This is a genomic window from Enterococcus sp. E4-223 (genome assembly GCF_035727065.1).
GTDB lineage: Bacteria > Bacillota > Bacilli > Lactobacillales > Enterococcaceae > Enterococcus_B > Enterococcus_B faecium.
Map to the genome: position 1 here is coordinate 215,336 of NZ_JAPMLH010000002.1, position 25,138 is coordinate 240,473.

General features: G+C 38.6%; 22 protein-coding genes. 18 read left to right on the forward strand and 4 right to left on the reverse strand.

Annotated features, from left to right (window positions below):
• Nucleotides 1–30 precede the first annotated feature (30 nt).
• The 14 genes from OS139_RS03775 (at nt 31) to copB (ending at nt 16,211) form a co-directional block, all read left to right on the forward strand.
• Nucleotides 31–558 (forward strand): cell wall elongation regulator TseB-like domain-containing protein, encoded by a 528-nt coding sequence (locus OS139_RS03775; RefSeq protein WP_002348809.1) that lies wholly within the window; start codon nt 31–33, stop codon nt 556–558.
• Between the two features lie 20 nt (nt 559–578).
• Nucleotides 579–1,769: a pyridoxal phosphate-dependent aminotransferase gene (locus OS139_RS03780; RefSeq protein ID WP_002296294.1), complete on the forward strand. Its 1,191-nt coding sequence runs from the start codon at nt 579–581 to the stop codon at nt 1,767–1,769.
• A gap of 39 nt (nt 1,770–1,808) precedes the next feature.
• The gene (asnS, locus tag OS139_RS03785) at nt 1,809–3,107 is read left to right on the forward strand and encodes an asparagine--tRNA ligase (protein WP_002288767.1); all 1,299 of its coding nucleotides are present in this window, start codon (nt 1,809–1,811) and stop codon (nt 3,105–3,107) included.
• Nucleotides 3,108–4,161: 1,054 nt separating this feature from the next.
• Nucleotides 4,162–4,836 carry an SGNH/GDSL hydrolase family protein gene (locus OS139_RS03790; protein ID WP_002306251.1) on the forward strand — a complete coding sequence of 225 codons (675 nt, stop codon included), beginning with the start codon at nt 4,162–4,164 and terminating at the stop codon, nt 4,834–4,836.
• A complete protein-coding gene (locus tag OS139_RS03795) occupies nt 4,833–5,174 on the forward strand; it encodes a hypothetical protein (protein WP_002331530.1) in 342 nt (113 codons plus the stop codon). Before OS139_RS03790 ends, OS139_RS03795 begins: the two co-directional genes overlap by 4 nt.
• 29 nt (nt 5,175–5,203) lie before the next feature.
• Nucleotides 5,204–5,563, forward strand: coding sequence for a YccF domain-containing protein (locus tag OS139_RS03800; protein ID WP_002288776.1), 360 nt, complete (start codon nt 5,204–5,206; stop codon nt 5,561–5,563).
• A 259-nt stretch (nt 5,564–5,822) separates the two neighbouring features.
• Nucleotides 5,823–5,945, forward strand: coding sequence for a hypothetical protein (locus tag OS139_RS03805; RefSeq protein WP_002294862.1), 123 nt, complete (start codon nt 5,823–5,825; stop codon nt 5,943–5,945).
• Between the two features lie 141 nt (nt 5,946–6,086).
• Nucleotides 6,087–8,168, forward strand: a complete 2,082-nt coding sequence (locus OS139_RS03810; RefSeq protein ID WP_002306253.1) for a heavy metal translocating P-type ATPase — start codon at nt 6,087–6,089, stop codon at nt 8,166–8,168.
• A 310-nt stretch (nt 8,169–8,478) separates the two neighbouring features.
• Complete coding sequence (locus tag OS139_RS03815) at nt 8,479–9,945, forward strand: APC family permease (protein ID WP_002288779.1); 1,467 nt, start codon at nt 8,479–8,481, stop codon at nt 9,943–9,945.
• A 613-nt stretch (nt 9,946–10,558) separates the two neighbouring features.
• Nucleotides 10,559–11,098 carry a topology modulation protein gene (locus OS139_RS03820; RefSeq protein ID WP_002306254.1) on the forward strand — a complete coding sequence of 180 codons (540 nt, stop codon included), beginning with the start codon at nt 10,559–10,561 and terminating at the stop codon, nt 11,096–11,098.
• A gap of 73 nt (nt 11,099–11,171) precedes the next feature.
• Nucleotides 11,172–11,612: a CopY/TcrY family copper transport repressor gene (locus tag OS139_RS03825; RefSeq protein ID WP_002294855.1), complete on the forward strand. Its 441-nt coding sequence runs from the start codon at nt 11,172–11,174 to the stop codon at nt 11,610–11,612.
• Between the two features lie 12 nt (nt 11,613–11,624).
• Nucleotides 11,625–11,834 carry a copper chaperone CopZ gene (gene copZ / locus OS139_RS03830; RefSeq protein ID WP_002289040.1) on the forward strand — a complete coding sequence of 70 codons (210 nt, stop codon included), beginning with the start codon at nt 11,625–11,627 and terminating at the stop codon, nt 11,832–11,834.
• A complete protein-coding gene (locus OS139_RS03835) occupies nt 11,834–14,020 on the forward strand; it encodes a heavy metal translocating P-type ATPase (protein WP_002331528.1) in 2,187 nt (728 codons plus the stop codon). Before copZ ends, OS139_RS03835 begins: the two co-directional genes overlap by 1 nt.
• 19 nt (nt 14,021–14,039) lie before the next feature.
• Nucleotides 14,040–16,211, forward strand: a complete 2,172-nt coding sequence (gene copB / locus OS139_RS03840; protein WP_002331527.1) for a copper/silver-translocating P-type ATPase CopB — start codon at nt 14,040–14,042, stop codon at nt 16,209–16,211.
• A gap of 111 nt (nt 16,212–16,322) precedes the next feature.
• Here the strand turns inward: copB and OS139_RS03845 are convergent, their stop codons facing one another.
• Genes OS139_RS03845 through OS139_RS03855 form a run of 3 tightly spaced genes read right to left on the reverse strand, consistent with a single transcriptional unit; the run spans nt 16,323 to nt 20,515 of the window.
• Entirely contained in the window at nt 16,323–18,494 is a 2,172-nt protein-coding gene (locus OS139_RS03845) for a DUF4129 domain-containing transglutaminase family protein (protein ID WP_025481608.1), read from the reverse strand.
• Nucleotides 18,484–19,557 (reverse strand): DUF58 domain-containing protein, encoded by a 1,074-nt coding sequence (locus tag OS139_RS03850; protein WP_002331525.1) that lies wholly within the window; start codon nt 19,555–19,557, stop codon nt 18,484–18,486. Before OS139_RS03850 ends, OS139_RS03845 begins: the two co-directional genes overlap by 11 nt.
• A 13-nt stretch (nt 19,558–19,570) precedes the next feature.
• Nucleotides 19,571–20,515 (reverse strand): AAA family ATPase, encoded by a 945-nt coding sequence (locus OS139_RS03855; protein ID WP_002331524.1) that lies wholly within the window; start codon nt 20,513–20,515, stop codon nt 19,571–19,573.
• Nucleotides 20,516–20,772: 257 nt separating this feature from the next.
• Between OS139_RS03855 and OS139_RS03860 the strand changes: the two genes are divergently transcribed.
• Nucleotides 20,773–22,065 (forward strand): hypothetical protein, encoded by a 1,293-nt coding sequence (locus OS139_RS03860; RefSeq protein WP_010728246.1) that lies wholly within the window; start codon nt 20,773–20,775, stop codon nt 22,063–22,065.
• Nucleotides 22,066–22,138: 73 nt separating this feature from the next.
• Nucleotides 22,139–22,708: a prevent-host-death protein gene (locus OS139_RS03865; RefSeq protein WP_002294835.1), complete on the forward strand. Its 570-nt coding sequence runs from the start codon at nt 22,139–22,141 to the stop codon at nt 22,706–22,708.
• A gap of 61 nt (nt 22,709–22,769) precedes the next feature.
• On the opposite strand, the gene OS139_RS03870 is transcribed toward OS139_RS03865, so the two are convergent.
• The gene (locus OS139_RS03870) at nt 22,770–23,135 is read right to left on the reverse strand and encodes a hypothetical protein (RefSeq protein ID WP_002289810.1); all 366 of its coding nucleotides are present in this window, start codon (nt 23,133–23,135) and stop codon (nt 22,770–22,772) included.
• A gap of 207 nt (nt 23,136–23,342) precedes the next feature.
• On the opposite strand from OS139_RS03870, the gene OS139_RS03875 reads away from it, so the two are divergent.
• Complete coding sequence (locus OS139_RS03875) at nt 23,343–23,825, forward strand: hypothetical protein (RefSeq protein ID WP_002305696.1); 483 nt, start codon at nt 23,343–23,345, stop codon at nt 23,823–23,825.
• A 195-nt stretch (nt 23,826–24,020) separates the two neighbouring features.
• On the forward strand, nt 24,021–24,911 hold the full coding sequence (locus OS139_RS03880) for a phosphate ABC transporter substrate-binding protein PstS family protein (RefSeq protein ID WP_002306264.1): 891 nt from the start codon (nt 24,021–24,023) through the stop codon (nt 24,909–24,911).
• The last annotated feature ends 227 nt before the right edge of the window (nt 24,912–25,138 follow it).

Here is a 25,138-nt window from a genome sequence, read left to right on the forward strand (position 1 = left end):
CATAATTAAAATCTGCTATAATGAAAAGGAATGAAGATAAAGGAGCGACGACCCTTGAAGAAAAAACAGACAAAGGAAAAAACGATTAATCGCGTGTTACTTGGCTTGATCGTATTTTTATTAGCGGTCATCGTGATCAGCTCGATTTTTTACTTGCGTTCCAGTCGTCCGGCGGTGCAGGCGAAGAAAGAAGCAGTAGAAATCGCAAAGAAATATGCAAATCTTGAGGAAGCCGATCATTTTTATTGGTTTACTCGAAAGAAGACATACTTTTCACTGACAGGTACAAATGATAAAGGAAAAGAAATCGCCGTTATCATTCCTAAATCTGGTGAAAAAGTAAAAGTATTGGATCAAACAAAGGGACTGACTGAAAACGAAGCAAAACAGACAATTGCTGCGGCCCATCCTGAAATCCAAATCGAAAAAGCTGCTTTAGGGATGTATGATGATCAGCCTGTGTGGGAAGTAGTAGGAAAAGAAACAAATGGGAAACTGAATTATTACCTGATTGGCTTTGAATCTGGAGATGAAGTCAAGACAATCAAGGGAATTTAAAAGGTAAAGGAATGAATGGGATGGAGTTATCAAAAAGAACAAAACGATTAGAACCGTCTGTCACTTTGGCAGCTGCGGCAAAGGCCAAGGCATTAAAAGCAAAAGGCAGAGATGTGCTGAGTTTGACTGTGGGAGAACCGGATTTTGCGACACCAGAAAACATCCAAGAAGCAGCAATCGAAGCAATCCGCAACGGGAAAGCTAGCTATTATACACCAACAGCAGGAATCCCAGAGCTTCGACAGGCAATCGTTGATTATCTGAAGAAAAACTATGGACTTGTCTATGAACCTTCACAAACAGTCGTAACAGACGGAGCGAAATTTGCTTTGTATACCCTTTTCCAAACGATCCTTGACCCGCAAGATGAAGTCATCATTCCTGTACCTTACTGGGTCAGTTACGGTGAGCAAGTAAAACTGGCAGAAGGACTTCCTGTCTTTGTGAAAGGGGAAGAATCCAATAGCTGGAAAGTTACTGTTGAACAGCTAGAACAAGCACGTTCAGAAAAAACAAAAGCCGTAATCATCAATTCTCCATCGAATCCGACTGGAATGATTTATAGCAAGAATGAACTTCAGGCAATCGGTGAATGGGCAGTAAAAAATGATATTTTGATAGTTGCTGATGATATTTATGGTCGTTTAGTTTATAATGGCAATGAGTTTACTCCAATTGCAACGATTTCAGAAGCAATCAAAAATCAGACCATCATCATCAACGGCGTGTCTAAAACATATGCGATGACAGGCTGGCGCATTGGTTATGCGGTGGGAAATCCTGTGATCATCAATGGAATGATCGCTGTTGCTTCCCAGTCAACCAGTAATCCGACAGCAGTCAGTCAATATGCAGCTGTTGAAGCATTGAAAGGCGAGCAAGATACAGTGGAAGAAATGCGGAACGCCTTTGAAGAACGCCTGAATACGTTATATCCGCTTGTGGCAGAACTGCCGGGTGTTTCTCTTGAAAAGCCACAAGGAGCTTTTTATCTTTTTCCTAATGTAAAAGAAACGCTACGCATGTGTAAATATGAAAATGTCACACAATGGGTAGAAGATCTTTTAGAAGAAACGGGGGTAGCGCTTGTGACTGGCGAAGGCTTTGGGGCACCAGAAAATGTCCGCATGAGTTATGCTACTGATCGCGCTACGTTAGAAGAAGCGGTACGCAGAATCAAGCAATTTATTGAGAGTAAAAGTCAAAATTAATCCTGAAGAAATTCAAGGAATATAAAAGGAGAGTCATACGTGGAACAAATTCAAATCATCGATTCGAAAAACCATGTGGGAGAAACAGTAACAATCGGCGCTTGGGTCGCAAATAAGCGATCAAGCGGAAAAATCGCATTTTTACAATTAAGAGACGGAACAGCCTTTTTCCAAGGTGTAGTTGTAAAAAGCGAAGTGTCGGAAGAAGTTTTCCAAACAGCTAAAAATCTACACCAAGAAACATCCGTGTTAGTAACTGGAGAAATCCGTGAAGACAGTCGTTCAAAATTTGGTTATGAAATCGGAATTACAAATGTGGAAGTGGTAAGCGAGAGCCACGATTATCCGATCACACCAAAAGAACACGGAACAGATTTCTTGATGGATCATCGTCATTTATGGCTTCGTTCTTCAAGACAACATGCGATTATGCAGATCAGAAATGAAATCATTCGTGCAACGTATGAATTCTTTAATCAACATCATTTTGTCAAAATCGATCCGCCGATCTTGACTGGTTCTGCACCAGAAGGCACTACGGATCTATTCGAAACAAATTACTTTGATCAAAAAGCTTATTTATCTCAAAGTGGCCAATTATACATGGAAGCTGCTGCTATGGCTTTCGGAAAAGTCTTTTCATTCGGTCCGACTTTCCGTGCTGAAAAATCAAAAACACGACGTCATTTGATCGAATTCTGGATGATCGAACCAGAAATGGCTTTCACTCATCAAGAAGAAAGTTTAGAAGTACAGGAACAATATGTAGCATTCTTAGTACAAAATGTTTTAGATCATTGCGAATATGCATTAGATGTACTAGGACGAGACAAAGAAGTCTTAAAAACTTATACAAAATTGCCATTCCCTCGTATTACTTATGATGATGCGATCGAATTACTGAAGAAAAATGGATTTGATGACATCGAATGGGGCGAAGACTTTGGTTCACCTCATGAAACGTTCATTGCGAATTCATTCGAACAGCCTGTCTTTATCCTAAACTATCCAAAAGCCATCAAGCCATTCTACATGAAACCACATCCAACAAGAGAAGACGTGGTGATCTGTGCAGATATGATCGCACCAGAAGGTTACGGTGAAATTATTGGCGGAAGCGAACGGGCAACAGACTATGATTTCTTGCTAGAACAAATCCGTAATCACGGTTTGGATGAAAAAGAATATTCATGGTATCTTGATCTACGTAAATACGGTTCTGTTCCGCACTCTGGTTTTGGTCTAGGCCTTGAACGAACAGTCACTTGGATTGCTGGTATCGACCATGTGCGTGAAGCTATTCCATTCCCACGTTTGTTGAACCGAATTTATCCATAAGAGGTGATGAAAAAGCTGTTCTGCATCAAGTAATTAGAACAGCCAAGCAAAAACAGCTGTTCATGTTTTTGAATTGGCGGGACTTATTACCGCAGATGTAAGCTTTTGAATACCGTTTAGTGGAGAGGTTGTGAAAAAGCTGTTTAGTTTCGAGTATTAAGAAAAATTTTGCGGAAATGGCTTTCCACATTTTTGCATAAATTTGGCTTAATACCGAGAAACTGGCTTTTGAACACCGTTTATATCAAGAGGTTGTGCGCCTGCCGTTCAGCTCCGAGTCACAAGGAGTAATTTCAAAAAACAGTTTTTCATGTTTGATGACTATTGTGACTTGTGACCGAGGAGTTGGCCGGAGAGCAACGTTTATTAAAAAAAAAAGAACTGCGAACTCTCGCAGTTCTTTTTTTAAATACGGGATAAAGGAAGTTTCCAGCAGACAAGAGAAGAAAGCAAAAGAAATTGCTATTTGATTCACAAGATTCTATAACGAAATCGCAATCAATCAAACATTTACAAAGAAGGTAATTCAAATGGAAATCTAATTTGATGATGCTTCTGCTGTTGAAATAAAGCAGCATCTAGCACCTGAAAACAAACTAATAGTAACATTCGAAGATGGAGTAGGTCCGTATTTTCAGCATGCAATAATCCATATGTAAGTTCAATTCACCCTTGAAATCATCGGACCAGATAAAGTTATGACCAATCTATCCCAAGCAATCTAGAAGAGATATTAGTAAAGGGACATTTACTAGAAGTCTTAGATGAGCCTATAAATATATGTTCTGATGGCGTCATCAGTGGTCTGATTGACGGAAGCTTAGGTGTGATCGATCTCTCTGGACCAAACAACGAAGGAATCAAGGGGAATCCGGCACGTTAAGAAAAAAATAGCATAAAAAACTAGACACTTGATGAGCGTTCATTCAATTGTTTGAAGGGACTAGGCTGGTGTCATTTTTTATACATATATTTTCTCTTTCGTCTTGATAGGGCTTATGGGATAATATAAGGAAGAAAATCATCGTTTTATTCAAAAAGGAGTTTTTGACAAATGAAAAAACGTATATTATTTATCGGTGATAGCATTACAGACGCAGGAAGAGACCGAGCAGAATCAACTGATCTAGGTAAAGGTTATCCACTTTTGATTGCCGGAAAACTAATCTCCCAATATCCAACGATGGAATTTGAATGCATGAACCGTGGGATAGGAGGAGACAAAATTGCAGATCTGCAAGTACGCTGGCAAGAAGATTGTTTAGCTTTACAACCTGACTATGTATCGATTTTGATCGGAATCAATGATACCTGGCATAATACTAGCGATCAGGCTATATTCGGAACTGAGAAATCTGCTCAGCAATTTGAATCCGTTTATCGAAAATTACTAAATGAACTTCAAACAGCGGAAATCTGCAACATCATCTTGATGGAGCCGTTTGTACTTCCTATAACCGACGACCGTCATGGCTGGCGTAAAGACTTAGACCCTAAAATCCAAATTGTTCGTAAACTTGCTAAGGAATATGGCGCATTGCTGGTTCCTTTAGATGGTATATTCAATGCTTTAGGGATTGCTTATGGTTTTTCGAAATATACAAGAGAAGATGGGGTCCACCCAACGATTGGCGGACATGAGATCATTGCACAAAGCTGGATAGATGCAATTGCCGCAGTCGATTTTTTTAGTGGAGATAAAAATGAGCGAAAGAAAAGTGAAAAATGATGGAAATACGGTGGGCAGTAAAAGAAGATCTACCTCAAATCAATCAGCTGATTACTGATCATCCAGAATCATTCGTAAAAGCAAAAACGGCAGCTGACCTAAGTGATAAGAATAAACTATTGCTCGTTGCTGTAACAAAAGAAAAACGGATTATCGGATTTGCGCAAGCGGACGTGCAACAGTCAGAAGAACGATTGGATCAGCGACCATCAGGAAAACTAATCCAACACACATTAGTAACAAAAGAAAATACGGAAGAAATCCAAAAAAAATTTGCAGAATATTTGATGCTGGAAGCTAAAAAAAGAAGAATAAAATCATTTTTTGCCCAGTTTTAATCAAAAACAGTAATAGAAGGAGAAATACAATGAGTTGTTTAGGAAATGTCATCTGGTTTATATTCGGCGGACTAATCGGTGGTCTTAGCTGGTTAGCAGCGGGGATACTTTGGTGTATCACGATCATAGGTATCCCAATCGGTATGCAATGTTTTAAGATCGCCTCCCTTTCTTTTGCGCCTTTTGGCAAAGAAGTAATTTATCACCAGTCTGGCATGTCATTGATCGTTAATATCATCTGGCTGATCGTTTCAGGCCTACCAATTGCTCTCGCACATGTCGTCAGCGGCATCCTTCTATGTATCACGATCATAGGGATACCTTTTGCCAAGCAATCTTTCAAACTTGCTCGATTGGCGTTGATGCCATTTGGTGCAGAAATTGTATAAAAGAGAATAATAAAGGTTAGATAACGCATAGAGTCAGGTGGGATACATGTATTTCACCTGACTCTATGCGTTCTCCTGTATAAGTTCTTCCATGTGACTTTTACGTCTTTTATTTATATGGGATTACTGTTTATGGAAAGTTGAAATAATTTTCATTAAAGAACTCTTTCTATATTTTTGAAAGCGTAGTGGAGCTTCGAATATCTGGGAAGGACATTTTGCAGGGATTGAAAAAAGATATTGCCCTATCGAAAAATTAATGAATTTAGACAAATTGCCAGCAACAGGCTTCAAACTTAGTTGCTATCCTGTCAAGATCAAGAAGGCAAGTGCGGGTTGGATAAGAGCAGTGGCAATGATCGAAAAGAAAAAGAAAGAATAAGCCAAAACATCTGTATGGAAGAAATTTTCCGATGCAGATGTTTTTCATTTTTTCTTTCGGATACCTTGACATATGAATAACCGTTCATTTATAATTAGTTATGAAGAGATATTCATATGTTGAGGCGAGGAGGTCATTAAAATGAAAAGTTACAGATTAGAAGGTTTAGATTGTGCGAACTGTGCAATGAAAATCGAAAAAGGAGTTCAGAAGATCAATGGAGTCAAGGAAGCAACGGTAAACTTCACTTCTGGAAAACTAACGATTGACGCAGAGGAAGATCATTTGGCTACGATTGAACAAGAAACAAAAAAAGTAGTGAAGGAATTAGAACCAGATGTCAAAGTAACAGAAATAGATAAGGAAAAAGTATCTGAACATGGAAATGAAAAAGAGAGAAATACGCTGTTCCGGATTTTATTTTCCCTTGCAGGTATCGCTTTATTGCTATTATTTGATTTTAATGAACCAATTCGCTTGATAGGGTATTTATTGATTTATCTGCTGATAGGATATGATGTAGTGAAGAAGGCAGTGATGAATATCGTCAAAGGAAAAATCTTTGATGAGAATTTTCTTATGTCTGTTGCTACGATTGGCGCTATGTTGATCGGTGAATATCCAGAAGCCGTAGCAGTGATGCTATTTTATCAAATCGGCGAGTATTTCCAAGGATTGGCAGTCAGTCATTCAAGAAAATCGATTCGCGAATTGATGGCGATCCGTCCAGAAACAGCTCACGTGCAGACGGCGGAAGGATTGATGACCGTGAACCCTGAAGATGTGCAGATCGGTCAGTTTGTACTTGTGAAGCCTGGTGAACGTGTACCGTTAGATGGAACGATCATCGAAGGAGAATCATTAGTCGATACGTCAGCACTTACAGGAGAATCAGTCCCTAAATCTGTATATGTTGGTGAAACAGTATTAAGCGGATTTATCAATAAAAATAAACCATTTTTAGTTCAAGTAGAAAAATCTTATGAAAATTCTACTATCAGCAAATTATTAGAATTAGTAGAAAATGCCAGCAGCAAAAAAGCACCAGCTGAAAATTTCATTACCAAATTTGCGCGATATTATACACCAGTCGTTGTAGGGCTGGCCGTCTTATTGGCTGTTTTACCTCCAATAGTTTCTGGAGCGGCGTTTTCTGAATGGATCTATCGAGCATTGACATTTTTAGTGATCTCATGTCCATGTGCATTAGTGATTTCCGTGCCACTTAGTTTCTTTGGCGGTATCGGAGGAGCAAGTAAAATCGGTGTATTAGTAAAAGGTTCAAATTACTTGGAGTTGCTTGCACAAACTGAGACAGTGGTATTCGATAAAACTGGCACATTAACGAAAGGCGACTTTTCGATCCAGACGATCGATCCAACAGGAATTGATCCAAAGAAATTTATGCAATATGTTGCAAGTGCAGAACAGTTTTCTACACATCCGATTGCTCAATCTGTTTTAGAAGGCTACGCAGGTCCGCTTTTACCAACAACTAATATCCAAGAATTTGCAGGTGAAGGGATCTTAGCTGAAGTTGATGGCAAACAAGTATTAGCAGGTAATCACAAATTGATGGAAAGATTTGAAATCTCTTTTCCTTCAAGTCAAGAAATCGGTACTTTGCTTTATTTAGCGATCGATCAAAGTTACAGTGGTTATCTTGTTATTGCAGATACCTTGAAAGAAGATGCCGTAGACGCATTGGTTCAATTAAAACAGGCTGGTGTGAAGAACACAGTCATGTTGACGGGCGACTCGAAAAAAATTGCTGATCATATTGGGAAGCAAGTAGGCGTGGACAAGATATATAGCGAATTGCTTCCAGAAGATAAAGTGCAGCGGTTAGAGGAAATCTTACAAAGAAACAATAAAAAGACCGCATTTGTCGGAGATGGAATCAACGATGCACCGGTGCTAGCAAGAGCAGATGTAGGGATCGCAATGGGTGGATTGGGAAGCGATGCTGCAATTGAAGCAGCAGATGTAGTCATCATGAATGATCAACCATCGAAGATTGCAGAAGCAATCCATTTAGCAAAGAAAACATTGAAAATCGTCAAACAGAACATTGTCTTTGCTATTGGGATAAAAATTTTGGTACTTGCCTTAGGTGCTTTTGGTTTTGCATCAATGGGAGATGCAGTATTTGCAGATGTTGGGGTGACAGTATTAGCTGTTTTGAATGCCATGCGAAGCTTGCATGTAAAAAATAAACGTTGATCAATGAAGAGGACGAATGAACGTCCTCTTTTTTTTATATCCTTTTCTTAATGAAAAATGTAAAGAAAATAGATAGAATTATAAAATAACCAATGTTTTTAATTTTACAGAAAATTCAAAATAGCTTGAAATTCAATAAGGTCAATGAAATAAAAGAAAATAACTTATTTTTTTGATGGAAAAAATATGAAAAAACGATGTGTATTAAATAAAAGAATACACACATAAAATAACACTGTCTTGTAAGTTTGTTAAAAATTGAATATGATTACATCTGGATAACAAATTTTTATCATAAAGGAGAGAACGAATGAACAACAAACAATTACGCTGGTTTACTGTTGCGTTAATTGCATTTAACATGGTTTGGGGCATGGGGAATGTAGTTAATAACTATGCTCAGCAAGGAGTATCAGTTGTAACCTCTTGGCTATTGATTTTGGCCATTTATTTTATTCCATACGCATTGATCGTTGGACAATTAGGATCAGCCTTCAAGGATAGTAAAGGAGGCGTCAGTTCATGGGTCGAAAATACGACATCTAATAAACGACTGGCATACTATGCCGCTTGGACTTACTGGGTCGTCCATATTCCTTATTTGGCACAAAAGCCTCAAGCAATTCTGATTGCTGGTGGTTGGGCAGTCCAAGGAAATGGAAATATCGTAAATACGATGTCAGTACAAATGGTAGCAGTTATTTCACTTATTATATTTCTTGCCTTTTTATATTTATCAACAAAAGGACTTTCTACTTTGAAAGTGATTGGCGGACTGGCCGGAACAGCGATGTTCGTCATGTCGATCTTATTTATTCTTTTAGCTGTAACGGCACCGTTCATCAATCCAACGATGGAATTTGCCACACCACATATGAATCAAGTGAAAACATATATTCCAACATTTGATTTCAGTTATTTCACAACCGTTTCGATGCTAGTATTTGCAGTTGGAGGGGCGGAAAAAATATCCCCTTATGTCAACTCTACAAGAAATCCTGCAAAGGAATTTCCTAAAGGGATGATCTTCTTAGCAGCAATGGTAGGGATTTGTGCTGTATTAGGCTCAGTCGCAATGGGTATGCTGTTTGCTAGCGATAATATTCCTAAAGACTTGATGGCAAATGGGGCATACAGTGCTTTTCAAATTTTAGGTAATTACTATGGTATCGGTAACTCATTGATGATCATTTACGCATTGACAAACATGATTGGACAAATCTCCGCATTAGCCTTTTCAATTGATGCACCACTAAAAATCTTGTTAGCAGATGCGGATCCAGAATTTGTACCAAACTGGCTACGTAAACGTAATCGTAAAGGTACATTGGTGAATGGTTATCTTCTGACAGGTATACTAGTAGGAATCATTATTTTGTTGCCGATTTTTGGTATCAAAGATATGAATGAATTAGTAAAATGGTTGACGAACTTGAACTCAGTTGTCATGCCAATGCGTTACCTATGGGTGTTCTTGGCATATATGATGTTGAATAAAGCTTATAAGAAATTCAATTCTGAATATAAATTTGTTAAAAATCCAAAAATCGGTTTTATCTTTGGTGCTTGGTGCTTTGCCTTCACTGCGTTTGCATGTATCCTAGGAATGGTGCCAAAAGTAGATTATACTGCTGATCCTAAAGCATGGTGGTTCCAATTATTCACGAATATCATCACACCAATCGTCTTGATCTTATTAGGTATGATCTTGCCAGCAATTGCTCGTCGAGACAAAAACAAAGAAATCACTGAACCAGAAACAGTGGTTCAGCCTTAAAATAGAAATACTTGTTACAAGAGGTTGTGACAGAAGTGGTCAGCTTCAAGAAATAAGAAGGAATGTACGAAAATTGCTTCTCATATTTTTGTGAAGTTTCGGCTTGTTTTTCGCAGAAGCTACTTCTGGAACACCGTGAATCAGAGGTTGTGAAAAAGCTGTCCTGCATCAAGTAATAAGAACAGCCAAACAAAAATAGCCCCTCATATTTTTCGTTTGGCTGGGCTTATTACCGCAGATGCAAGCTTTTGAACACCGTTTAAGAAAGAGGTAGTGAGCCTGCCGTTTAACTCCGAGTCACAAGGAGCAATTTCAAAAAACAACTTCTCATGTTTGTTGACTATTGTGACTTGTGACCGAGGTGTTGGCAGGAGAACACCGTTTAAGGAAGAGGTTGTAAAATCAGCGGTTTGACTGAGTATTAGAGAAACAAACGGAAAAATAGCTCCTCATATTTTGCCGTTTTTTGAGCTAATGCTGAAGGTCAGCTGATTGAACACCATTTATTCGAAACAAGGGACTTTGACACGATTTTTGTCACAGTCCCTTGTTTTTTTGCGGCGTTATAAGTGGTATAATCGAACCAAATTCCAAAGAGAAGTGAGGGAGAAGAATGAAGATCATCGTGATTGGACAAAGTGGGTCGGGAAAATCGTCCCTCGCAAGGAAGATCAAAGAAATCACCGGCTTTCCGCTACTGCCGCTAGACCTTTTATGGCATACAACAGACTACAGTATTCAGGCAAAAAAGTGGTTTTTGCAAGAACAGCAATTGTTTATGGTATCTAATCCGTCATGGATCGTTGAAGGAAATTATACTTCTACATTAGAGGAAAGGATTAAAGAAACAGATAAGATCATTTGGCTTAAAGTGCCACGTTATCTCGCCATCTACCGAGTAGTTTGGCGTTCTCTAAAAAGAAAGATAAACAAAAAATCTCGGCCAGATATGCCTGAATCATTTTCGGAGAAACTAAACAGGGAATACTTAGAATTTTTATCTTTTATCTGGCATTTTGAAGAAAACAATGAACCAAAAATACAGCAGCTGATCCAAGTAGCTAATGCAAGAAATAAACTGATCATCCTTAAAACAAGACGAGAGAAACAAGAATTTTTAACTAAATTGAAAATAGAGAGCAAAAATAATTGACAGTTTTTGTTTACAAGTGTAATCTATATTCATAAGCTAATGATTACATTTGTAAACGAAAGGTGTGAAATAAATGGAAAAAGTCAAAACGCCAGTAAAGATCAGTGATTCAGAGTGGGAGATCATGCGTGTTATTTGGACACTTGGACAGACGACAGCCCAAGAAATCACGCAGATCTTAGCTGATTCGATGGATTGGAAACCAGCAACGATCAAAACTTTGCTGGGACGTTTGGTAAAAAAAGAAGTGATCTGGACAGAACAAGAAGGAAAAAAATTCATTTATCATCCAGCTGTCTCGGAGATGGAAACAGTTCGCAGTGCGACGGAAAATCTTTTTTCCCATATCTGTGCAAAAAGGATTGGAGAGACGATTGCGGATCTAGTAGAAGAAGCCACTTTGACTCAAGAAGATATCAATGAGATTTTGAAACAACTGGAACAAAAGCAACCAGTAGATACGATCGAATGTAACTGTATCCCAGGTCAATGTGAATGTAAACAACATCAATAGGAGGAAGAAAAAATGAAACAACAATTTTCAATCGAAGGTATGAGCTGCAATCATTGTGCAGCAAGAGTAGAAGAAACAGTAAGCGCACTTGACGGCGTGCAAAAAGTGAAAGTAAATTTGAAAAAAGCAAACGGTACGGTCAAGTTTGATGAAACAAAAGTTCAATCCGAAAAGATTTGTCAAGCAATCAATGGATTGGGTTATAAAGCAGAGGTGATTTGATGGCAACAGCAGCAACCAAAATGGATACGTTCGTCATTACAGGTATGACTTGTGCAAATTGTTCTGCTAGGATCGAAAAAGAGCTGAACGGACAACCTGGTGTGGTCAATGCCACAGTCAACTTGGCCACTGAAAAAGCAAGTGTCAAATATGAAGGGACGACCACTGAAAAATTAATCCAAAGCGTAGAAAACATCGGTTATGGTGCAATTTTGTACGATGAAGCCCACAAACAAAAAATTGCAGAAGAAAAGCAAGCGTATTTGAAAAAAATGCTATTCGATCTTATATTGAGTACGGTTTTGACTTTGCCGTTGATGTTGTCAATGATTGCTATGATGTTAGGAAGCCATGCGGCGATTGTTCACTTTTTTCATTTTCCAATCGTCCAGTTAGTGCTGTCTGCTCCTGTCCAATTTTATGTCGGTGCTCGTTTTTATAAAGGTGCGTACCATGCAATCAAGACGAAAGCACCAAATATGGATGTATTAGTAGCAATTGGAACATCGGCTGCCTTTGCATTGAGCATTTACAACGGATTTTTCCGTGGACACCCCCAAGATCTTTATTTTGAAAGCAGCAGTATGATCATCACGCTGATTTTGCTCGGCAAATATTTGGAACATACAGCAAAAACGAAAACAGGTAATGCAATCAAACAATTGATGTCTCTTCAAACAAAAACCGCCCAAGTGATAAGAAACGGGAAAGAAGAAACGTTAGCGATTGAAGAAGTAGTCGTTGGTGATCAACTAGTCATCCGTCCTGGTGAGCAGATTCCAGCAGATGGTCGAATTATTTCAGGAAGCAGTGCGATAGATGAAAGTATGCTTACTGGTGAAAATCTTCCTGTAGAAAAGAATCCGGATGACACGCTTTTTGGCGGGACAATCAATACGAATGGTCTGCTACACATGGAAGTCACACAAGTCGGCAAGCAGACAGTATTAGCGCAAATCATTCAAATGGTGGAAGATGCTCAAGGGAGCAAAGCCCCAATCCAAAAAATCGCAGATCGGATCTCAGGGATTTTTGTTCCGATCGTATTAGTCATCGCGTTTATCACGCTCATAGCTACAGGTTTGATCACTGGTGATTGGCAACTCGCATTGATCCATAGTGTCTCTGTATTAGTCATTGCGTGTCCATGTGCATTAGGTTTAGCGACTCCAACAGCTATTATGGTAGGTACGGGTGTTGGCGCACGAAACGGAATCTTAATTAAAGGCGGAGAAGCATTAGAAGCAGCTGCTCACTTAGACAGCATTGTTTTGGATAAAACTGGAACGATTACAGAAGGAAAGCCCAAAGTTACAGATCTAGTCGGTTCTAAAGAAGTCCTATCTATTTTTTATACTTTAGAACAAGCCTCTGAACATCCACTAGGTAAAGCAATCGTGGAATACGGAAAACTGCAAGAAGCAGCAACATACGATATGATTGATTTTACAGCTCACCCAGGTGCTGGAATCAGCGGTACGATTAACGGAGTACGCTATTTTGCGGGTACACGTAAACGATTAATTGAATTGAACCTATCATTTGATGAATACCAAGAACACGCGTTAGAATTAGAACAGCAGGGAAAAACAGTCATGTTTTTAGCTGATGAAAAGCAAGTGATCGGGTTGATTGCCGTGGCTGATCAAATCAAACTAGAAGCCAAACAAGCAATCAAGCAGCTCCAGAATAAAGGATTAGATGTTTTTATGCTGACAGGAGACAACAAACTGGCAGCCGAAACGATTGGTAAACAAGTTGGTATTGATCCAAAGCATATCTTTGCTGAAGTACTTCCAGAAGATAAAGCAGCCTACGTAGAAAAACTTCAGAAAGATGGCAAAAAAGTCGGTATGGCAGGCGATGGAATCAATGATGCACCGGCCTTAGCATTAGCTGATGTCGGTATGGCAATGGGAAGTGGAACGGATATCGCGATGGAAACAGCCGATGTGACGCTGATGAGTAGCAGTTTGGCATCCATTGCACAAACAATCGAGTTGTCCAGGGTGACATTGAGAAAAATCAAACAAAATCTTTTCTGGGCTTTTGTCTATAATACGATTGGTATTCCTTTTGCCGCACTAGGCTTTTTGAATCCAATCATTGCAGGAGGAGCGATGGCGTTTAGTTCCGTCAGTGTATTGTTGAATTCCCTGAGCTTAAATCGACACATGAAAAAGTAAGAGAAGGGATGGAGTAAAAATGAATGGGAACGATATGGAGAAAAAACATGAACATAAAAAAGAAGTAGTAAACAAAGAAAGTACAGAATCTCCTGAAAAACAGATGGAGATGAAGCATGACCATAGCCAGATGGACCATTCCATGCACATGGGACATAACCATGGAGATATAGCAAACAGCAAACAAATGGACCATTCGATGCACATGGATCACGAACACGGCGGCATGGATCATTCCATGCACATGGGGAATTTCAAGCAAAAATTTTGGCTATCGCTTATCCTAGCTATCCCAATCATTCTTTTTTCACCAATGATGGGAATGGAATTTCCATTTCAAGTAACGTTTCCTGGTTCTGATTGGCTCGTACTGATCTTAGCAACTATACTGTTTATCTATGGCGGACAACCATTTTTAAGCGGGGCAAAAATGGAATTGAAACAAAAAAGTCCTGCTATGATGACGCTGATCGCGATGGGGATTACAGTTGCATATATTTATAGTGTCTATTCGTTTATCGCGAATCTGATCAATCCTCATACGCACGTCATGGATTTCTTCTGGGAATTAGCTACTTTGATCGTTATTATGCTACTAGGTCACTGGATTGAAATGAATGCTGTGTCGAATGCCAGCAATGCTTTACAAAAACTAGCAGAATTACTGCCAGAATCAGTGAAACGCTTGACGAAAGATGGAAAAGAAGAGACAGTTTCATTGAAAGAAGTAAACGAAGGTGATCGTTTGATCGTCCGGTCTGGTGATAAAATGCCAACAGATGGTGTAATCTTGAAAGGTGAAACAATTGTTGACGAATCAGCTGTGACTGGCGAATCAAGAGGAATCAAAAAACAAGCCAATGACAAAGTGATTGGCGGTTCTATCAATGGGGATGGAACGATCGAAATCGAAGTAACTGGAACTGGTGAAAATGGTTATCTAGCGAAGGTTATGGAAATGGTGCGAAAAGCACAAGGAGAAAAATCCAAGCTAGAGTCATTATCTGACAAAGTGGCAAAATGGCTGTTTTATGTCGCATTAATTGTGGGTATCCTGGCATTCATCGCCTGGTTGTTCTTGACAGATCTTCCTAATGCATTAGAACGTATGGTAACAGTCTTTATCATCGCCTGTCCTCATGCTCTAGGTTTAGCTATCCCATTAGTTGTTGCTCGCTCTACATCAATAGCAGCTAAAAACGGATTACTTTTGAAAAACCGCAATGCACTGGAGCAAGCTAATGATCTAGATGTGATCATGCTGGACAAAACAGGAACATTAACAGAAGGAAAATTTACTGTAACGGGTGTCGAAGTACTTGATGATGCGTTCAATAAAAATGAAATCCTTCAATATTTAGGAGCATTGGAAGCGAATGCCAATCATCCATTGGCTGTTGGCATTATGAATTATTTGAAAGAACATGAAATCAAGCCTTATCAAGCCGAAAATCTAAAAAATCTTTCAGGAGTTGGGCTAGAGGCAACAGTCAAAAACCAACAAGTGAAAATAGTTAATGAAAAAGAAGTTGAGCGTCTCGGATTAAACGTAGAACAAGCATTACTGAAACCTTACCAAGAACAAGGAAATACCATCAGCTTCCTGATTTTAGAAAATCATCTAGCTGCAATCGTTGCTTTAGGTGACGTAGTAAAAACAGAAGCAAAAGAATTTATCCGAACATTGAAAGAAAGAAAAATCACTCCTGTCATGCTTACTGGTGACAATAAAAACGCTGCCCAAGCAGTAGCAGATTATTTAGGGATCGAAGAATATTATGGCGGTTTATTACCAGATGATAAAGAAGCTGTTGTCCAGAAATACCTTGACCAAGGGAAAAAAGTAATCATGGTGGGTGATGGGATCAATGATGCGCCAAGTTTAGCCCGTGCTTCAATCGGGATGGCAATCGGTGCAGGGACAGATATCGCAATCGATTCTGCGGATGTCGTATTGACAAACAGCGATCCAAAAGATATTTTGCATTTCCTTGATCTAGCCAAGCAAACGCGAAAGAAAATGATCCAGAACCTCTGGTGGGGGGCAGGTTACAATATTCTTGCAATCCCGCTAGCAGCCGGAATTCTTGCGCCAATTGGTATCATATTAAGTCCAGCAGTTGGTGCTGTCTTGATGTCGTTAAGTACGGTAGTTGTAGCTCTAAATGCTTTGACATTGAAAATCAAATAATAATGAAAAAAGGTTGTGACAAAAAACGTGTCACAACCTTTTTTTCGAATAATCGATACTCAATCAGCTGGTTCTCGGCATTCCAGAAGTAGATTCTCCAGAAATTTTATCTTATTTTTTGAAGTGGCTCCCTTTTGTCAGAACTTTTTTGTATACCGTTTTTCTTATTATATGCGTAATTTCTAAATAGGTTTTTTTATCGAATTTTACCGGATCTGCTTGTCGTCCATATATTTCTGCTTCATATTGAGTAGTTAATCGAATGAAACGCAGATCTAGCTTGAATTCTTGTTCTATTCGCAGGCTATATTCCTGCAAAGATTCTGCGGGTTTGCGCGGTACCAATGTTTCCAAATGGTTAAGAAGTTTTTGATATGCAATCGTATTAGTAGAAGCAAAAAAATGAAGATAGATAAGATAACTTGTCCAGCGCAGAGATTTTCTGAATAACAATAGAAAGAACAACAAGACGGATAAACACACCCCAAGGCTGAATAAGACGATTTTATAAGCTGGTGTGAGTGTTGTTTCTTCTGATGGAATGACCTCAGATCTCTCACTGGAAATAGTTTCTGCCATATTTTCGCTTTCATTTGGTTGTTCGATAGCAGGCTGGACGGTTTCGGTTGTTTCAGCAACTGGTTGTGAACCCATTGGATTGGCAAATGAAGGGGTTGGTTCAAATGGAAGCCAGCCAAATCCAGGAAAGTATACCTCTGGCCAAGAATGAGCATGACTATTGAGAATGCTGTATTCCTCATTCCCTTGATTATCTGTGCCTGTTCTGAGCCCATTTGTAAAACCTTTTGTCCAGCGAGCTGGGATACCAAGTGTTCGAAGAAGGACGACCATAGAAGTTGAAAAGTTGTCACAATAGCCGACTTTTGAATCAAAGAGGAAATAATCCACATAATCGTGTTCTTTCGGAGTATGTCCGGTATCCGTTTTGGAATAGCGGAAATTTCCGCTTGTTTTTAAATACTGTTCGACAGCTTCGACTTTACGAATTAAAGTTCCTTCATTTTTGGTCAATTCGACCGCCAAGTCCTCAATACGTTTAGGCAAACTTTTTGGCAATTGAAGATTTGTCTGCTGATTTTCTAAATCATCAGCTTTTAACTGACTGCTTTTTAATTCTTCTCTCGTAAAAACTAACCTTTCTGTTTGTAAAGTTGCAGAACGTGTCGATTCATTCGGGACAGGAATGAATCGCTGGCTTTCAGGCAAATAGTAAAGCGTTTGTCCACTAGCTAATGAAAAATCAGTCAAGGTAGTATTTCCATAAGGATAAGGTAAGAAAGCTTGTTTTTTTAGGGTCAATGTAATGTTTTCTTTGTCTTCCATAACGGTTTGGTAGCTCGTGATGTCAACAGGGAATTCTTGGATTGGTTGGATGGGTGCGTCCTGATCTTCTATCCATCCAGAACCGGTGTAATGATTTTTATTTTCGATCTTCCAATAGCCATTTCCTTTTTGGTTCGCTGTAAAAACAACTTCGCCATTATCATATAAAGGTCCACCAAGCTGTTCATCATTCTCACTGAAGCCTGTTCTTGCACTTCCGGTTAATTGATACTCATGGAGTGTATCATAAAGCCCTTCATCATTAAGATATTCTCGGATCGGTTCACTCGTTTCCTCGAGAGATTGGTGTACTTTCGGAAGATATAAAGGCAAGATAGCGCTAAAAGTTAAGAAACAAATAAGCAGAACTGTAGTCAATGATTGGAATCGAGTGTTTCCCGACAACAACCGGATGGAGAAAAATTGCCTTGCTGCCAGATACACGAACAAAACAGTTACTACCGCAATCATTTCGTACAGTAAATCTTTTTCCCGAAAAACGGTAAGCATCATGAAGTAAGCCATCAAAGAAAGAAAGGGTGCGTACCAATAGTCGTAATCCACGGTCAATGTAATAAATAAATAGATCAGCAACATTATGAGAAAAAAAGCTGTCTTTTCTGGCAAATAATAAAGTTTACCTTGGGATAGATGGAAGAATTCCTCTGTGACTGACGAAAAAAACTGTAAGATCCATAATAAGGAAAATGTCTTCGAAGGAAAATATAAAAACAAACAACCTATCATTACTGGCAAAGAAAGCAGCAAACGTACCCATTTTTTAGGAATACAGCAGACAATAAGGCATAGGACACCAATAGTTAGGATAAAAAGGTAGCTGTTTTGCAATTGATTAGCTACTACAAATATCGGAGCACCTACACTTAGTATCACAAAGGAGTAAACGCCACGCAGCCATTTTTCCCATTTAATCGTCAATCCATTCACCTCCTGGCAATGAACATATCTTGTCTTTTTCTTGGACCATGAGTTGTTTTTCTACGAAATAAACAAGATAAACCGTTCGATCTTTTGACAATGTTTCAATAGCTTCTGAGACTTCAGGAGAATTCTCAGGAACAAAGAGAACGATTTGTTTTTTTGCATATTTTTTCAAGTGTGCTAAAAAAGCTTTCTCATCGCCAGCTTCCAAAGAAGCAAAATAGGTATGACCGGGGTCTTTGCCATGAAAGGCGCGGTTGCCTAATATCAGAAGTTCCGGCTGCTTTTCTTTTCTCAAATGCCATAAAGAAAAACACAAGTCTAGCAGAGGTTCAAATTTTGGACTGGGCGAACCCCAAAAGCAAAGAAGAGGAGAACATTCTTCTTCTTGATAATCGTATTCACGGTATAACCACTCTTGAGTATGAGCAGACAATTTCCAATCGATTCGGTTGAAAGAATCACCTGGACGATAAGCGCGATGTTCCCGAAAATCAAGACCTCTTTGGTATGCGTTCAGCTGCTGTTTTTTTTTCAGAACTCTCTGCAATTTTTCTGCTTGAATCTTACAAAAAGCAGGCAGAACAGTCACAGGAAAAGAGATCTCTCTTTTTGCACTTTTTCTGAAAAGTCCTAGACTATCATAGGCTGTAAAAATGACTGTTAATGTTTCATGGCATCCTCTTTCTTTTGGCTGCCAAAGCAATTGGACTTCTTGCGGTTTATTTGTAAGAATCAAAATCTCTTGTTTTTTTTCTGCAAAGATTGCTGGGAAGCCGATTTGTAAACGAGGGAGAGGTAAAGAAAAAGTTCTCTTTTTTGCTATGGAAAAAATAACCTGCATACTTTTTTTGCGATAAACGAGTGGCTGCAATATACAAGTAACCGAAAGTTTCTTTAGAAAGCTGCTTAATGAAATCAAGCTCCATGATACATAAAGAGTAAAAAAGGCCAACAAGAACCAGCCTAAAGAATTGTTGAATACAAGAGCAAAAAGCACAATGATGAAATATACCAGAAATAACACAAAATTAATGAAATAATCTTTGATTTTTTCCATTATCTACCTCAATCTACCTCACAGGAATAGGAATTTGTGCAACAAGAGTATGAATGATTTGTTTCTTTTCGTCTTCCTTCAATGAACGATCGTAAAAAATCAGGCGATGGGAAAACACGTAAGGAACTAAATCCTGCAAATCTTTGGGCGTGACGTAATTTCTCCCATGGATTAAAGCATAAGCTTTTGCTGCCTGAATAAAGGAAAGGCTTCCTCGTGGACTGATGCCAAGCTGGATGGCAGCATGGCTTCTTGTTGCTGACACTAACTGCAAGGCATAATATGCCACTTCGGGACTGACAAAGACATTCGCCACATTTGTTTTTATTTCTTCTATTTCATAACTGTTCAATACTTCATTTAAGTTATCCAACACTTTTTCGAATTTATCTAAAAGTAGCAAAAGTTCGTCATCAAAAGAAGGATAACCGATTTGTAGTCGGAATAAAAAACGATCGAGCTGTGCTTCCGGCAAAGGATATGTTCCTTCGTACTCGATTGGATTTTGCGTAGCTAAGACAAAAAAATGATTGTCTAGAGGGTATGTATTGTTGTCGATCGTTGCATGATTCTCGGCCATTGCTTCTAAAAGTGCTGACTGAGTACGAGGAGTCGTACGATTGATCTCATCTGCCAACAAGATCGTGGTAAAGATCGGTCCTGGACGAAATTCAAACTCTTTTGATTGTGAATTGTATACGGAAAAACCAAGAATATCACTAGGCAGCAGATCAGGAGTACATTGGACTCTGCTGAAGGTTCCCTGTACAGCTTTTGCTAGTGCTTTGACCAATAACGTTTTACCTACACCGGGAATATCTTCGAATAAGACATGACCACCTGCTAATAGGGCCACGATCATCAATTGGATAGTTGAACGTTTGCCGATGACCGCTTTTTCTAATTCTTGTATCAACTGATCAATTTTTTGTTTGGATTTTTCGATTTTTTCTTCCATTTTCACATCACCTTCTCATAAAATCGCTATTTATTTCATTGTAATGGAAGGGGATACATCCTACAAGCAAAGTGATTTTATTATGTTTTTTTAAAGTACATTCGTTTTGAAATGAGAATACGATTAAATTGAGTAAAATAAAAAATAATGAGGAAAATTTGCGTATTTAAATAAATAGAAAGGGAGTTTTTTATCTTTTTAGGAGTGAACCCATTTTGATCAAACAATATGTTTAGAAATCAGGTGAGAAATGATCGATGAGATGGCAAAAACTATTATCAAAAAATGCACAGAATTTATTTTCACTAATCAATCTAATGAAAGATTTGATCTGGCGAAAAGCTGATTTAGCTGAAGAACTGAAAATCGATGTTAAAACAGTGGATCGGCATCTGAAACGTTTGGCGGAAAGCGACTGTCCCATCCAGCTGATTCTTCATAAGAAAACCGTTCAGTTAGTTTATGATCAAGGATATAGCGAACCTTACCTCCTATTTGTTTTTCTGATCCAATCACCCCCGTTTTGTTTACTGAAAAATCTGCTATTGAATGAACCTTACGAGCAGAAGTACGATCGTTCTACGCAAGAGCGATTGAGAAAGTGGTTTGGCGAGTACCACCTTTCTTTTTCTTATAAAAAAGCACAGATCTTTGGTTCAGAAAGAAAAGTAAGATATCTGCTGTTTTGCTTTTTGAAAGATTTTCCGCATTTTTTTGCAGATGATGGAGAGCAGTCCTTTTCTGAGATGTTCATCCAATTATTGAAGCAAAGAAAGGATCCGGCAGAAATCGAGATTTTAGGAGACAGTCGAACACTATTCTTTGAATTGTTTCCTGAATTGCTATTTAGAGAGGAGCAGATTTTGCCAATAAAAGAAAAAAATTATCTAGCAATTTTGCGCTTGAGCTGTAACCAGATTACTGAAAAGCGGTGGAAACGGATAGAAGAGACACAAGACTATCGGAAATTGACGATTGTGACTGAAAAGCTTGATTCGCTGTTTTGGCTGAATAGCGAATTTGAGAGCGAAAACAAATCAAAGCTGACAAAAGTACTTTACCAAGAATGGCTTCGTTACGTAATTGGTATCCATGACCGGCTGGTAGAAGAAGAAGTTCGTTATTATCAGGAAACATTAGAAAAATTTCCCAATTCCAAAGATAAACTATATCAATTTCGGCTAGCGATCCAACAAGCTCTTGCACACCCCGCAGTAGAGTGGGGGATGCTTTTACTGAAAACACTCCAGGAACGAGGGTATTTAGATGTCCACCCTCCTGAAGTGAAAATCGTCTTTTTTTTTCGCTATGAACACCAAGAAGCAAGAAGACTTGCCGGGGTACTGAACAAAACGCTAAGACATCGAAAACGGATCTCTATACATGTATGTACTCGAAATAAGCCGCCTCGGTATGCAGATCTAGTGATCACCGATCATTTTTTTCCACTAGACCATAACGAAGATCAAAAAACGTATCTGTACCATCCTTCATTTGGTATCGAAAGACTTCTTACCGATATCAATTACTGGTTAGGCAAAAACCGATAAAACCTTTGGAAAAAAGATCAAAACAAGTCAGTCTGTGCTATAATAAAAAGCGATTAGTAAAGGAGGAAATCCATTGGAATTAAAGAAATTAGAAGTTCCCACATCTTCGATCACAGAAGTGAAACGATCGCCGATGGATGTATTTGCTCAAGCGCGAGACGCGGGAACTGGCGTATATATATTTAATCGTGAAAAAGTAGCTGGCGTGATGCTGACCCAAGAACAATACGAAACGCTCTTGCAAGAACTAGATGTCCTTCGTCAAACAGTGAAAGTGGAGAGGAAAGAACCAAAAGAAATAAACGAAGAACCTATTAACAAAACAGCTTCCGTCGTATCCAATGCTGAAGGGATGGAAGAGCTGGCCCAAACATTACAGCACTCGCTCATTACTGGTGTGACGATTACAGCAAAAAATCTAGATGAACGAATGGTAGCACTAGGTTTTATTACGAAAAAGACCGGATTTGGCGGAGTCGTGGATATGCTTAGCGAGTTGATGGAAACTGGGAAAATCAACTACCAGTTAAGAAGAAAACCGCAAAATCGGACAATCATAGCTGAAATCATAGGAGAGCAAAACAGTCAATCTCAGTTGATGGATAAAATCATCATCAAGAAAATTTTTCTACATGAGCTATAAGAAAACCATATGTGTATAAAAAGAAGAAAGTAGCTTCTCTTTGTACATATATGGTTTGTTTTTATGGATGCCGAGCTTTTTTATAAGATAAGGCTACCGCCCATAACGACCCAAGGATTTGTGGAACTAAGTAAATACCTGCAAGAAGCAAGATCAGCTGGGTCGGTTTTAAAGGATGATAGAAGTAACGCCATTCAGTAAAATTGGCGCAAAATAAATAGGAAGTGACAGTAGATATAATATTGGCAATGAATAAAGATATAATACGCCTGTTCCTTTGAAAATAATATCCAGCAAAAAGAGATAAAAATATCAATGTGATGAACCCGCTTACGGAATGGTAACGAAAATCAAGCAGTAAGGCGAAATGCACATAAGGAACAAAAGATAAAAGCAATGGAAGGTTTTTCCAGCAAGTTTTTATCATCTTTCATCACCACCTAACAAGTGTTATTATTTTGTTAGTTTTATTGTAAATTGAATCCTGCAATAATCAATTACTTTTTCATTATTTCTAGATTAAATGAATAAACTCTCATGCCATTATCTCTAAAAAAAAAGTTTTTCCCCCTAATTTTTTTAGATAGAAAATTGTATAGTATGATGAGAGAAAAAGTAGTTTGGGGGAACGTTAATGAGAAGAAAAGCAGTAATCGATCGGCTTTATTTATTTTTTTGGTTTTTTCCTATCGTTTTGCTACCTTTTACATGGGTAAATGCTGTTGTACAAGGTGCGGAGATATTAGGCCTGATCCAAGGAAGCGGATTTGTGGTTTCTAGGAATTTTCCAGCTTTGACTGTTTTCTATTTAGTGATAAGTGTAGGTCTCTTATTACCAAAATCTCTGATCAATCACTACAATTGGCAGCTGCTTTACTTTTCTTGCTTATTAGTATTTACATCTATGTTTTCTTTGCTGCCTCGCTTGATTATCGGCCCTAATGGTTTGAGCGAGAGTGGATTGAAGGATTCAGCTTATTCCTCCATGTATTTCTTGACGATCAAACCATGGTTCTATTTAGTAATTGCCTCATTTATTCTTGCAACATTTTTTTACTTCTGGACAGAAATCAGGATAAAAAGTGAACGATCTGTATCTATAAAAAATAACTATTGATGGTGGATCATCAGTAAAAAGCATATGAGCGGCGGAAAACGCATGTTTCTCATATGCTTTTTTTATTATTATGTAAAGAATGCGAAAAACGTTTACATGATTTTTACATAACTTAACTATATTTTTACAGCAACCATACGAGGGATTTACAGTCGACTGATAAACTTTAGTTGTAAATAAGAAAGGAGCAATAAAATGAAAAAAGTATTGTTTACTCTAGGTATGATGGGAATTCTTTTAGCCGGATGCGGCTCAGGATCAGGAAATACAGATGGCTCTGCCACACAAAATAATTCAAGTGACTCAAATGAACAAGTAAAAATCGTTGCGGTAGGTTCGACAGCATTACAGCCGTTAGTCGATGCAGCACAAGAAAGCTTTGTACAAGAAAATCCAAATTATCAAATCTCTGTACAAGGAGGAGGAAGCGGAACTGGTTTGAGCCAAGTCGAAGCTGGAGCAGTTACTATCGGAAACTCTGATGTATTTGCAGAAGAAAGAGACGGAGTTGATGCTTCAAAATTAGTGGATCATAAAGTAGCAGTGGTTGGGATGGCACCAATCGTCAACAAAGATACAGGTGTCAAAGATATCACAAAACAGGAATTGATTGATATCTTTACAGGAAAAATCACTAACTGGAAGGAAGTTGGCGGGAAAGATCAAAAAATCAACGTCGTTAACCGTGCAAACGGCAGCGGTACCCGCGCGACATTTGAAAAATGGGGATTAGATGGTGCCACACCTATACAGTCCCAAGAACAAGACTCATCAGGAACTGTTCGGCAGCTTGTAAGTCAAACACCAGGAGCAATCAGCTATTTAGCTTTCTCATATCTCGATGATTCCACACAAGCACTAAGTATCGACGGTGTAGAACCAAAAGAAGAGAATGTAGCAGATAACAGCTGGGGAATCTGGTCATATGAACATATGTACACGAACGGAAAACCTTCCCCTGAAGTTCAAAAATTCTTAGACTACATGATGACAGAAGAAATACAAGAAGGACCTGTCAAAGAATTGGGCTATTTACCAATCACAATGATGGAAGTAGAACGTGATCACGAAGGAAATATCAAATAACTAGCAGATAAACATACTACGGTAGTCGTTACTATTAAGGAAAAATCAACTATGTTTCCCCACATATACATTTTTCCTTTAATTGTGAAAAATAGTTCCTCATATTTTGCCGTTTTTTGAGCTAATACCGAGGGTCAGCTGATTGAACACCGTTTATTCGAAAAAAGAGCTACGACATAGAACTGTCGTAGCTTTTTTTTGCTATATGACAGGAATGAAAGGTGTTT

Bases quoted from the DNA above. Each gene is read 5' to 3' on its own strand.
- OS139_RS03860 (WP_010728246.1), top strand. From the start codon at position 20,773: ATGAGATGGCAAAAACTATTATCAAAAAATGCACAGAATTTATTTTCA.
- OS139_RS03855 (WP_002331524.1), bottom strand. From the start codon at position 20,515: ATGGAAGAAAAAATCGAAAAATCCAAACAAAAAATTGATCAGTTGATA.
- OS139_RS03850 (WP_002331525.1), bottom strand. From the start codon at position 19,557: ATGGAAAAAATCAAAGATTATTTCATTAATTTTGTGTTATTTCTGGTA.
- OS139_RS03875 (WP_002305696.1), top strand. From the start codon at position 23,343: ATGAGAAGAAAAGCAGTAATCGATCGGCTTTATTTATTTTTTTGGTTT.
- OS139_RS03795 (WP_002331530.1), top strand. From the start codon at position 4,833: ATGATGGAAATACGGTGGGCAGTAAAAGAAGATCTACCTCAAATCAAT.
- OS139_RS03880 (WP_002306264.1), top strand. From the start codon at position 24,021: ATGAAAAAAGTATTGTTTACTCTAGGTATGATGGGAATTCTTTTAGCC.
- OS139_RS03870 (WP_002289810.1), bottom strand. From the start codon at position 23,135: ATGATAAAAACTTGCTGGAAAAACCTTCCATTGCTTTTATCTTTTGTT.
- OS139_RS03775 (WP_002348809.1), top strand. From the start codon at position 31: ATGAAGATAAAGGAGCGACGACCCTTGAAGAAAAAACAGACAAAGGAA.
- copZ (WP_002289040.1), top strand. From the start codon at position 11,625: ATGAAACAACAATTTTCAATCGAAGGTATGAGCTGCAATCATTGTGCA.
- OS139_RS03780 (WP_002296294.1), top strand. From the start codon at position 579: ATGGAGTTATCAAAAAGAACAAAACGATTAGAACCGTCTGTCACTTTG.
- OS139_RS03805 (WP_002294862.1), top strand. From the start codon at position 5,823: ATGAATTTAGACAAATTGCCAGCAACAGGCTTCAAACTTAGTTGCTAT.
- OS139_RS03810 (WP_002306253.1), top strand. From the start codon at position 6,087: ATGAAAAGTTACAGATTAGAAGGTTTAGATTGTGCGAACTGTGCAATG.
- copB (WP_002331527.1), top strand. From the start codon at position 14,040: ATGAATGGGAACGATATGGAGAAAAAACATGAACATAAAAAAGAAGTA.
- OS139_RS03825 (WP_002294855.1), top strand. From the start codon at position 11,172: ATGGAAAAAGTCAAAACGCCAGTAAAGATCAGTGATTCAGAGTGGGAG.
- OS139_RS03820 (WP_002306254.1), top strand. From the start codon at position 10,559: ATGAAGATCATCGTGATTGGACAAAGTGGGTCGGGAAAATCGTCCCTC.
- OS139_RS03790 (WP_002306251.1), top strand. From the start codon at position 4,162: ATGAAAAAACGTATATTATTTATCGGTGATAGCATTACAGACGCAGGA.
- OS139_RS03815 (WP_002288779.1), top strand. From the start codon at position 8,479: ATGAACAACAAACAATTACGCTGGTTTACTGTTGCGTTAATTGCATTT.
- OS139_RS03835 (WP_002331528.1), top strand. From the start codon at position 11,834: ATGGCAACAGCAGCAACCAAAATGGATACGTTCGTCATTACAGGTATG.
- OS139_RS03800 (WP_002288776.1), top strand. From the start codon at position 5,204: ATGAGTTGTTTAGGAAATGTCATCTGGTTTATATTCGGCGGACTAATC.